Genomic DNA, 11,302 nt, shown 5'->3' on the forward strand with positions numbered 1-11,302 from the left:
TGTAATAGTGAAACTCAATGAAAGACCAAGAAAGAAATTAGATTACAATACGCCAGCCAAATTAATGGCTGAACATATGGCAGCTATAGCTGCTTAGTCGTTATGCACTTCAGACTTGAATCTGCCAGTCCTTATTAAATAGCTTTTTTAAAGCCATTTAATAATGCATTAACAGCGCCATTGACAGATCACTCCCCTCTTATACTTTGCTACTCAAACTAGCACATCAAACTAATTAGCTGAAAAGACGCAGCTAAATTAATACTTTATCAACCAGAAAACACCTTCATTAAAAACTCATTTTACCTGACTAAACCTTTGCTTTAAGCACCGTTCTCTTTTCTGTTATTCGTGAAAGCTTAGATATTGATTAAAGACAAAGATACATTAAAAATATTTATATAAATGATGGAATTAAGAGAATAAGAATTGATATTTTTTTTTGATAGTTCACACTGAAGACAAATAAACTATTATCAAAAATATACTAAAGGAGAAGTCATGTATCCAAATCTTAGAGACATCGGGATCCGTAATCCAGAAAATATTAAACGCTATTCGTTACGTAAAGAAGGCGATAAAGATATTTTAAAAGTATATTTCCGTAAAGGCACTGGCATGTTGATAGGCCGTAGCAGTAAATATAAATTTCAGCGTCAAATAAAAACAGTCAGTGGTGGCCTTCACAATCAGCATATCCAAGGCACGACTGAATTATCTGAAATCAATCCAACACTGCATAAAATCATTAAAGAACTAGATAGCCTTAGCTTGCATGAAAGCAGTGAAAAAGAGCTTAAACAACAAGTTTTATCGGATTTGAAACATTTACAATCTGTTGTAGATAACAAGATCCAAGAGATAGAAAGCAAATTAAATAAACTATAATTTTTATCTACCCCCCTTAAAAAGCGAACAATATTGTTCGCTTTTTGGTTTTTATAACCATTAATTTATTGTCACTAAAGCACTTACATTATTAAAAGAATCACTCTTCGGCTCCTTTCTCATCCCCCTCCAAAAGACGTCAAATATCGAGCCTTAATTACCGACTTTTTATATCTCTATTCAGACCTTGTGATCGACCCCTAAAATCGGAATTGAACAACAGTCACATTATTGTAATTAAGTAATACAAATGATATAAATTAACTATCGCTAAGACCGTGATTGCTACAGGTCTTATCATTACAGCTAAAGCTTGTTGCTCTACAATAGAGCGAGTTTTAACACATAAAACCTGCTTTTCAACGCTCGTTTAGACTGTATATTTAATTTAAATACCTTTAAATACGACGTTCAAAAAACGTTATTTAAAGGCACGTACAAGTTTATTAATTTCATAAGTAGAGGTCTTAAATGTCTAACAAGTCTTTTGACGCCATCAAAGCGATCAAATTAGAAAACGACAAGTCTGCAGGTAATCTCATTGATGTGATGCCAGTTAAAGTCGAAACCGCTAAAATCGATCTATCTTTCCTTGATAACTTAAGTGTTGATCACCCTCGTTTACTCGTTCAAAGCAAAGATCTTCCAGCATTCAAAGCAAATCTTAAAAGCGATGCAGGTTACTGTAAATTTGATGCGTTCATGAACAACTCTACTAACAAATTTTTAGACGTTGCACCTTACGCAGAACCAAAAGCTTACCCAGAAGAAACAGTAGGCAAAGCCTCTTTATGGCGTCCTTACTGGCGTCAAATGTACGTTAGCTGTCAAGAAGCCTTCAATGCAACGCGTAATCTGTCTATCGCAGGTGTTGTTTTGGAAGATGATGCCATCATCGCGAAAGCCAAAGCATGGACATTAGAATTAGCATCTTACGATCCAGAAGGCGTCACATCTCGTGGTTACAACGATGAAGCGGCTTTCCGTGTCATCGCTGCAATGGCGTGGGGTTTTGACTGGTTACACGCTTATTTCACAGATGAAGAACGTGAAACAGTAAAACAAGCACTGATCGTTCGTTTAGAAGAAATCATGCATCACCTTAAAGTGACTGTCGATTTATTAGCTAATCCACTAAACAGCCACGGTGTTCGTAGTATCAGTTCAGCGGTTATTCCTACTTGTATCGCACTTTACAATGAATACCCTAAAGCACGTGAATACATTGAATACGGTATCGAATACTATGCAACGCATTACCCACCATGGGGCGGTAAAGACGGTGCATGGGCTGAAGGTCCAGATTACTGGAACACACAAATGGCATTCCTAGGTGAGTCTTTTGATTTATTAAAAAGCTACACCTCTATCAACATGTTTAACAAAGAATTCTACAAAAATACAGGTGACTTCATCATGTACTGTATGCCAGTACACTCTAAGCGCGCAAGTTTCTGTGACCAATCAAGTATTGGTGATTTCCCTGGTCTAAAACTCGCTTACAACATCAAACATTTTGCGGGTGTGAACAACAAGCCTGAGTACATTTGGTACTACAACCAATTAAAAGCGCGTGATACTGAAGCACATACAAAATTCTACAACTTCGGTTGGTGGGACTTTGGTTACGACGATCTACGTTTTGATTACCTATGGAACGATATGCCTGAAGTTGCGCCTGCTAACAAGCCGTTACTAAAAGTATTCCCAATCACAGGTTGGGCAGCATTCCACTGCAACATGACAAACCGTGAAGAGCACATCCACATGGTTTACAAATGTAGTCCATTTGGTTCTATCAGCCATTCACACGGCGACCAAAACGCATACACATTACATGCATTTGGCGATACGCTAGCGTCTATTACAGGTTACTACGGTGGTTTTGGTGTTGATATGCACATCAAATGGCGTCGTCGTACGTTCTCTAAAAACCTACCATTATTTGGTGGTAAAGGTCAGTACGCAGAGAACACAACCACTAAGTTTGAAGGCGAGCATCAAGATCGTTACTGTATTGAAGCTGGCGGTAAAATCAGTGATTACGATACAGAGTCTGATGTGTTATTTGTTGAAGGTGATGCATCTACTTCATACCAATTCCACAACCCAGATCTTGAATCTTACAAACGTAAAATCTGGTTCGCTAAAGGTAAAGTATTTGTAATGCGTGATACTGCAACACTAAAATCAGAGCAAGATCTGACTTGGTTATTGCACACCACATTCAAAACTGAAACAGCAACGGATTCTTTCAAAATCATTGGTGACAACGCGACATTAGACGTGTCATTCATTAATGACAGCAAAGCAGATCTGCTTTCAATTGAAAACGTAGAAGGCTTTGGTGAAGTTGACCCAGCTGAATACGCTGACCTTGAAGTGCACCGCCATGTTGAAGCTAAGTTTAAAGCGAAAAAAGAACACAACATTTTAACGCTGTTAGTACCAAGTAAAGTCAATGGTCCTAAAACTGACGTTAGCCATAAATTAGTGGGTAACACGTTAGAGTTAACGATTGATGGTGAAGTAGTGACTATCGAGCTTTAAGTTTTAAGCTTATTATAAGTAATACTTACTTAATCAAAAATTAAGAAGGCCGTTTATAGCAATATAGACGGCTTTTTTGTTGTCGCACAACAGAGTGCTTTTTCTATATTGTCTATGAAATCTGAGAGTTTAGTTCGTCTACGCTCATTGAAGCTTAATGAATAATTGTTGCTTGGTGTTCCGCCCTGTCGGCGTGTTCATTTTCTTTATACGAACAAAGAAAACAGAACCAAAAGAAACTCGCCCGTATCATTTTTCAATCTGAATAAATAACTACCTTCTTAACGCACCGTTCATACGCCACATCCCTGTGCCGCTCTGAACTAGTAACGGCATCCATGCCTTAACTTGCTAAAGGTAATGATTGATTCAGAAAAACGAGAACGGAAAATTGGATGTAGCCATATTATTTTTACCTATTAATTCACTAATATTATTATATAAAAAAGCCACCTATAACATAGGTGGCTTTTTACAGGATAAATACCTTGTATATTTATATATTAACGAGGCATTGATCTTTTATGTTTACATACATTTACAAGTACACCATTTTGACGAAGTACGTAAGCACATACATCGACGATTTTTTGTTGAAAACTCATAAGAGCCTCCTCCATTTTTGATAAAGAGGAAATTCATAATTGAGATAAACACTAAGAAAAGGTATGCTGATATTGAAAATATAGAGCGACCTTGACTTTTTAGACTTGAAACCTCAGTGTTGGGTCTTATTCAAACTACGCCAATAGTTTAAATAGTTCACCTCACAATACGAAAATGCTTTCTAGTTTATTTCTTTCTAGTTTATTTATAGCTGAAAGCATTTTCATTCTTCTAGCCTAATATCGCTAATATATGCGTTATTATTTTCTCCTATCAACATTGCAGTGTTAAAATCACTATTTACCCACAGTAATAGTTCCATTTGTTCTGTAGAGCATACTGGTACAAAGTTATCTTCTGATTGAACATTTTTATTCATATCTATTTCCATTTCTTTATTTACATAATGATATTAGTTGGATCTTTTATATTGATTAAGAATTAAACTCAAAATACAAGCTATTGATCATACGCCTAACAATAAAAACAATCAAACCTATAAATTTAATCGTTAAAAACGATTAGACTTATTCTAAATACAGAATTTAGGTTGTCTTTTATTTATATGAGCAGCAAATCTAAAAGTCATTTTTTAAAGGTTTATTTAAAAATTCATTAAAAATATTTTTGTCACACATTGAAGATTTAGATGGAGTTGACCCAGCTGAATACGCTGACCTTGAAGTGCACCGTCATGTTGAAGCGAAGTTTAAAGCGAAGAAAGAACACAACATTTTAACGCTGTTAGTACCAAGTAAAGTCAATGGTCCTAAAACTGACGTTAGCCATAAATTAGTGGGTAATTCTTTAGAGTTAACGATTGATGGTGAAGTAGTGACTATCGAGCTTTAAGTTTTAAGCTTATATAAGTAATACTTACTTAGTCAAAAATTAAGAAGGCCGTTTATAGCAATATAGACGGCCTTTTTTTATAGTAATGAATACCGCCATATACTTGTATTAATGTAGTAATACCAACCACACTAATTAACTGATCTATTTTACTGGTTAAAATAACTTATTTCTTCGTTGTAAATTTCGTAAATGGAACAACCATTAAAGAATTAACATCCTTTGGTTAATTCTCCGATAGACGATTAACGAAGTTAATCTTCGAAAGGCTCAATTTACGCCTTAAACTAAATCATTTTTTCTGCGCAAAATTTAGATCACTTATTTAATGTAATCGGTATAATGATTTTTTGTGTTTACACAGTAAAAATATAAAACTTTGACCTTAATAGTACCAAGTAAAATGAACGCCCCTAAAACTGAAGTGTCACATCAATTAGTGGGTAATTCTTTAGCGTTAGCAATTGATAGAGAGATGGTAGTCATTGAGTTTTAAGCTAATAATAACCATATAGCTTGATTTTGATACTGCTTAGCTTCTAAGTATTAAGAAGGCTGCTTATAATAATATAAGTAGCCTTTTTTATTATTAATAACTTTATTATTAAAGCTTTTATTATTAAAAAAATGATACTTTTCGGGCTTCATGTGCTTGTTAATAAGCCTTAATAATTCGGTTTTTCTATGCCATTGGAGCGGTATACATTTTATTAAAAAACTAAACTCAACAATCACAGCCATTTTCTCATTACGATTGTTATCAGCATGAATTATCCCACTGAATGGAACTAACTAGTCCTACATTTAAAGATAGAACTACTCATAACCTAAGGATATAAATGACATGATAGTCAAAAAGAGAATGCAAACCGTGATACCAATGTTACTTGTTTTACTGTGTAGCTTTTTCATTAGTAAAGTCACCGCTCAAACATTACCCCTTCCCTACGTCATCAATAATATTTCAGAGTTTAGCGATGAAAAAGTCTATGTCGCCCTTGTGGGTAAAGTAGATGATACCGACGTTTGGATAGATATGGCCACTGGTGAAGTGAATGAAATGTCAGTGGAGAACAACACATTAAAAGGGCCTGTTTATAATGGTAATTATGGTCCAGGTGCAAACGCGATGTATGCAGATGTTTTCACTTTACTCAGCGAGATCCCAGATAAAACCATTAACATGCCACTTATTTCTTCAGTGCGCATTTTCATCTCATTTGAATCACCGCTTTACCTCTACTTTTTCGGTGATGGCGGCGGTTATTCAGCCCCTTCATTATCAAATGATTCAGATCCGAACCTAAACCTCAGATATGAATTAATTGAATTAACCTATGGTGATAATGGCCTTTGGACAAATACAACGCGTGTAGATGCATATCAATACCCAATGGGCCTTGAAGTTTGGGGTACAGACGGTTTCTATAAACGTGTTGGTGAAGTATTAGCCCATGAAGATATTCTTGAAGAATGGACTTCACGTGTAGGAGAGGCTTTTCAAGGTTCGCTTGACGAAGACTTAGGCATTATTTTAAACCCATCAAAAAGCACCTCTTTCCAAGATGGAGAAAGCGGCAGTAGCTATTTCTCAGATTATGTTGATGCTGTATGGGCTCGTTATACCGATGAACCTATGTACTTAAGCATTGGTGATGCTGGCGTTTGGTCTGGCATTGTTGTTGATGATCAATTCATCTTTACCAATGAAAGTGATGGCACCATCGGCATGATCTCCGCAAAACCTGATACGTTAGAAATTTTAGAAGCCAGTGGCGTATTAGCTGAAGATGTAGAAAGTACTGGAGATGTTAATGCTGATTTAAATATTCAAAAGCACTTTAGTGCGGCATTCAACCGTGGTGCTATCGATCTTGATGCTGAAAGTGGGGAACTATTAGAATGGTCAGATCTTAGTACTTACTTTGGCGACACCACCACGCACAACGAATATGTTGCCTTCTTCCACTCTGAAGACATTAGCTTTGAAGGTGAGACCTATGCTTTTGCTTATGATGATGTATTTGATTACTCATCAACAATACAAAGCACAACGCCTGAATCAGTAAAAATCACTATTGGTGGATTTGTTGATGACCCTTATGTCGCACCTGAATCAATTACCTTATCTGAAAGTAGCTTAAGCCTTAGCAGTGACGAAACATCACAATTAGAATCAACTTTATTACCTACTGATGTAGATAATGATGCCATCGTTTGGGAATCAAGTGATACCGCAGTGGCAACAGTAGTAGATGGTCTTGTGACAGCACTAACAACAGGCACATCAACCATCACCGTCAGTAGCTATGATGGAACTGTGTCAGCGAGTATTACCGTTGAAGTTAATGATGGTGATTACAGTAATGACACAACCGTGCGTATTCAAGCAGAAGATTACAGCGCGATGTCTGGCATTCAAACACAAACCACCACTGACAGCAGTGGTGACTTAAATGTAGGCTGGATTGACGCTGGCGATTACATGGAATACAGCCTGACGATAGACACAGCAGGTGATTACACCATTGCCTACCGTATCTCGAGTATTGATGCTGAAGGCGCTGTAGAAGTTCAAGTAGATAGTGAAACAGTGCTCACCACCACCTTTGAATCAACAGGGAATTGGGACATTTGGACAACACAATTAGACACGCTTACCTTACCTGCAGGTAATATCACCCTTCGTTTACTTGCAACAGATGATAACTGGAACATTAACTGGATAGATCTTACCTTAGATGAAACCACTAGCAGTTCTGAAAGTAGTTTTGATGAACAAGGCTATGCACGTATTCAAGCTGAAGATTACAGCGCAATGTCAGGTATTCAAACAGAAACAACCATTGATAGTGACGGAGACCTAAATGTAGGTTGGATTGATAGCAGTGATTATATGGAATATCAAATAACCGTAGCAACAGCAGGCACCTACACTATTGAATATCGTATCGCGAGCATTGATGACAGCGCAGTCAATGTTCAAGTAGATGGCGTGACAGAAATCTCAACTACCCTTCAATCAACAGGTGGTTGGGCTAATTGGGAAACCCAGTCCGATACCATTACTTTACCAGCAGGCGAGGTAACATTACGTTTAATAGCAACAGATGATGATTGGAATCTGAACTGGATAGATTTAACGTTAAGTTAACCCAACATAAGCTTAAGCTTGAAATTGACATTGACATTGAAAATAAAATTAACGTATTGAGTTAGTTTTAGTTTTAGTTTTAGCTTTATTTTTTAACGCAAGGCCTTCTATAGCGATATAGCAGGCCTTTTTTATTGTCAGCCCAAACTTATGCCTTTTTATTTTTTTCGAGCTCAATTAAGAGTTGGGTTCGCCTGCCTCATCTCTGTGCTATTAAGTCAGAATAATGCCATTCTTCCAACTATCTTCTATTTCAACTATCTTCCTTATTCAGTAAGCGTTAAAATCTGCCCGCTAATTTAACTTAGCAATTCTCAGGGCGGGGCGAAATTCCCCACCGGCGGTAAACCTTTTAGGTGAGCCCGCGAGCGCTTTATTGATTATTTAACGCAATAACAAACGTAAGAATAGTAGCAATAAAGGTCAGCAGATCTGGTTTAATTCCAGAGCCGACGGTTAAAGTCCGGATGAAAGAGAAACCAAAGCACTACAGTTGTAGTGCTAATTGACATCATCTAATCATTGGATGATGCCATTCTCAATGCCCTGATTCTGGTAACTATTCAAAGGAAATACCATGAGTCAGTCTCTATTAAGTTTATTCGGTGATGCACATTCTCGTGTATTAAATGCAATTCAATCAATCAAAAACGGCTCAGGCGTGTTAGTGGTAGATGATGAAGACAGAGAAAATGAAGGTGACTTTATTTTTGCTGCTGAAACATTAACAACCCCACAAATGGCGATGATGATCCGTGAAGGCAGTGGCATAGTGTGTTTATGCTTACCAACAAAAACCACTCAAAAGCTACAACTTCCACAAATGGTCAGCAACAATACCAGCCAAAATACCACCGCTTATACTGTCAGTATCGAAGCGAAGCACGGCGTGACAACAGGTGTTTCTGCAGCAGATCGTGTCACTACCATTAAAACCGCAGTCGCGCCAAACGCAACAGCAGATGACCTATCTCGACCAGGCCATGTTTTCCCACTACAAGCAGTTGAAGGCGGCGTGTTAGTGCGAAGAGGACATACGGAAGCAGCCGTTGATTTAGCGACATTAGCAGGGTTTGCTCCCGCAGGTGTTATTTGTGAGTTAAGCAATGAAGATGGCTCGATGGCTCGTTTACCGGAAGTAGTGAAGTTTGCACAGCAGCACGGTATGCCAGTAGTGAGTATTGATGATTTGGTGAATTATATTAAAGCAGAGCAGGTAGCTTAATTCATATATAGCTAAGGTGTAGTTTTGGATTGCCAAAACGTCTAAAACTGAAGTGAGTTATAGCTTTGTGGGCTGTCTGTAGAAATATAGATGGCCTTTTTTTGTCGCAACAACTGTGCTTTTTCTAGGTTTATCGATGAAGCTTATATAGTTGGATTCGTCTGCGCTCAACGTAGCTTAATGAATAATTGTAATTTAGTCTTCCGCCCTGTCGGCGTGTTACTTTCTTTTGAGTGACCAAAAGAAAGTAACCAAAGAAAAGGCCACACCGAATATTTTTTAATCTTAATAAATGACTACCTTCTTAACGCACCGCTCATACGCGGCGTCCATGCCGCGAAGTTCGCTAGCAACGCCAAAGGCCACGCAGAGCTTAGCCCGCTCATATGACTATGCTGTCGCATAAATCGCTCCCTGCCTAACCTTGCTAAAGGCAATCATTGATTCAGAAAAATATAACGGGGAAATTGATGTAGCCGCGTTGATTCTCGTATGACGAATAATGAGCACTTAAAACTAGACTGAATCTAAAAAATTAACGCTATTCTACCTTTCCGTTGTTAATTCGGAATGATTCCATTTTTCCACATTATTAAATTTTGACTTTTAACTTTAAACATTTGATTTTATGTTCATATAACGTATTATCGGCTAATTTTTAACAAATAAATATATTTCGCATTTCCACTAGGAATATGGAATTTTCGGTTTAAGAAGCTGTTAGAACTATATGAGATTTTGATGAAGGTTGTAAGGAAAGTAGAACCGAGAGTTTATTATCAAGCAGAAGCATTTCATATTGCAGCTGAGACTTTAAATGAATCGAAATCTATGGAGTTTCGAGGTGCCCCTTTCATTGTAAATGCAAGTTTTGCACTCGAGCTATACCTAAAGTGCTTTGATGGGCAGACTATATTCGATAAACCTACTGAATACTTTGAAGGAGTGACTCAATACGGAAAAGTCTTTAGTAAAGGTAATGAACAAGGCCATCATTTATCAAGCCTATTTAATAGTTTATCTATCGAATATCAGAATAAAGTAATAGATAAGTTTGATGCTTTAGATGGTGAGCTATTAGCATCAAATTTTTTTGAAAAATACAATACTCATTTTGTAACATGGCGATATGGTTTTGAAGGTAACCACAGTAGCTATGTAGCCGCTGAAGTCTTAATTATGCTGTCTGTGTTACAAAGCGTGGGTAAAGAATACTTATAGTGCTAACAAAGCATTGCACCAGGCTCGATAAAGCTGTCAGCGTTAGGCTGTAAATCTATTTAAATCACAATAAAAGGAAGTATAAATATGTCGTTAGTTATTAAAAAATGGTATGCAGGTGAAAGTAAAAATGAAGATGATAATTTTGTTCATATAGTGGGTAGAGAAGCAGGTCTGCTTTCTTGGTTGTTATCTTTATTTAAAATTGATCCTACAAATGAAATTGAAATAAAAGATAATTTATTAAAATTCACTACATCTTCATTAGCAGGTCGAGAAAAACGAATAATACCAATGAAATCGATAACCTCTGCATATTATGGGTATGAAAAACCGTGGAAGATGGCATTATTTTTAGGTGCTATATTTACGCCTTTATTTGGTATAGGTCTCGTGATTGGACCTTTGTATTATATTTTAAATAAAAGTTTAACTGTTGGTGTTGTTGAAGCATCTGGTTGGATCGGGGCTTTTTCATTTAAACGTTCAATCATTGAAGGACAAAACATAAACGAAGAAGACGCATATAAAGTTATAGAGATTATAAGATCATTAATTGAAGAAAAAACAGCCTAACAACACGCCCTGAGGTGGACCGCTAGTAAAATTTAACTATTAATTGCAAATTTTAAAAGCGGTGAGTCTCTTCTTTTTAGCGCCGCTAAATAGGTTGATTCATCATAGGGAGTGTTAGTTTTCCAACATCTAAATACTATCCTGATCCACTTAAAGGCTAAGGCTCTAATGATACTATTATGTGGTTTTCCTTTAGCTTGTTGTTGCTCATAATAAGCCTTTGCCCAGAA

The 11,302-nt window shown here is 36.9% G+C and carries 8 protein-coding genes, 1 pseudogene and 1 riboswitch; of the genes and pseudogenes, 7 read left to right on the forward strand and 2 right to left on the reverse strand.

Features of this window, described 5'->3' with window-relative positions:
* Positions 1-501 precede the first annotated feature (501 nt).
* Positions 502-888 (forward strand): DUF3461 family protein, encoded by a 387-nt coding sequence (locus tag SP041_RS20290; RefSeq protein ID WP_025565845.1) that lies wholly within the window; start codon positions 502-504, stop codon positions 886-888.
* Positions 889-1,359: 471 nt separating this feature from the next.
* Positions 1,360-3,438 (forward strand): DUF4962 domain-containing protein, encoded by a 2,079-nt coding sequence (locus SP041_RS20295; RefSeq protein WP_025565846.1) that lies wholly within the window; start codon positions 1,360-1,362, stop codon positions 3,436-3,438.
* Positions 3,439-4,267: 829 nt separating this feature from the next.
* Here the strand turns inward: SP041_RS20295 and SP041_RS20950 are convergent.
* Positions 4,268-4,423 carry a hypothetical protein gene (locus SP041_RS20950; protein WP_170968585.1) on the reverse strand — a complete coding sequence of 52 codons (156 nt, stop codon included), beginning with the start codon at positions 4,421-4,423 and terminating at the stop codon, positions 4,268-4,270.
* Between the two features lie 248 nt (positions 4,424-4,671).
* Here SP041_RS20950 and SP041_RS20300 point away from each other — a divergent pair, with 248 nt between their 5' ends.
* The 5 genes from SP041_RS20300 to SP041_RS20320 all read left to right on the forward strand — a co-directional run bounded on the left by SP041_RS20300 (position 4,672) and on the right by SP041_RS20320 (position 11,072).
* Entirely contained in the window at positions 4,672-4,896 is a 225-nt protein-coding gene (locus tag SP041_RS20300; RefSeq protein ID WP_025565847.1) for a hypothetical protein, read from the forward strand.
* Positions 4,897-5,740: 844 nt separating this feature from the next.
* Positions 5,741-8,050, forward strand: coding sequence for a beta-1,3-glucanase family protein (locus SP041_RS20305; RefSeq protein ID WP_081695381.1), 2,310 nt, complete (start codon positions 5,741-5,743; stop codon positions 8,048-8,050).
* Between the two features lie 306 nt (positions 8,051-8,356).
* Positions 8,357-8,533, forward strand: a riboswitch (FMN riboswitch).
* 94 nt (positions 8,534-8,627) lie between these two features.
* Positions 8,628-9,275 (forward strand): 3,4-dihydroxy-2-butanone-4-phosphate synthase, encoded by a 648-nt coding sequence (gene ribB / locus SP041_RS20310; protein WP_025564530.1) that lies wholly within the window; start codon positions 8,628-8,630, stop codon positions 9,273-9,275.
* Positions 9,276-10,016: 741 nt separating this feature from the next.
* Positions 10,017-10,496 (forward strand): hypothetical protein, encoded by a 480-nt coding sequence (locus SP041_RS20315; RefSeq protein WP_025564532.1) that lies wholly within the window; start codon positions 10,017-10,019, stop codon positions 10,494-10,496.
* Between the two features lie 87 nt (positions 10,497-10,583).
* Complete coding sequence (locus tag SP041_RS20320; protein WP_025564533.1) at positions 10,584-11,072, forward strand: hypothetical protein; 489 nt, start codon at positions 10,584-10,586, stop codon at positions 11,070-11,072.
* A gap of 32 nt (positions 11,073-11,104) precedes the next feature.
* Here the strand turns inward: SP041_RS20320 and SP041_RS21100 are convergent.
* Positions 11,105-11,302 (reverse strand): annotated as a pseudogene (locus tag SP041_RS21100) (IS110 family transposase); the annotation flags it as partial.

It is taken from the genome of Psychromonas sp. SP041 (genome assembly GCF_000470315.2).
Taxonomy (GTDB): Bacteria; Pseudomonadota; Gammaproteobacteria; order Enterobacterales; family Psychromonadaceae; genus Psychromonas.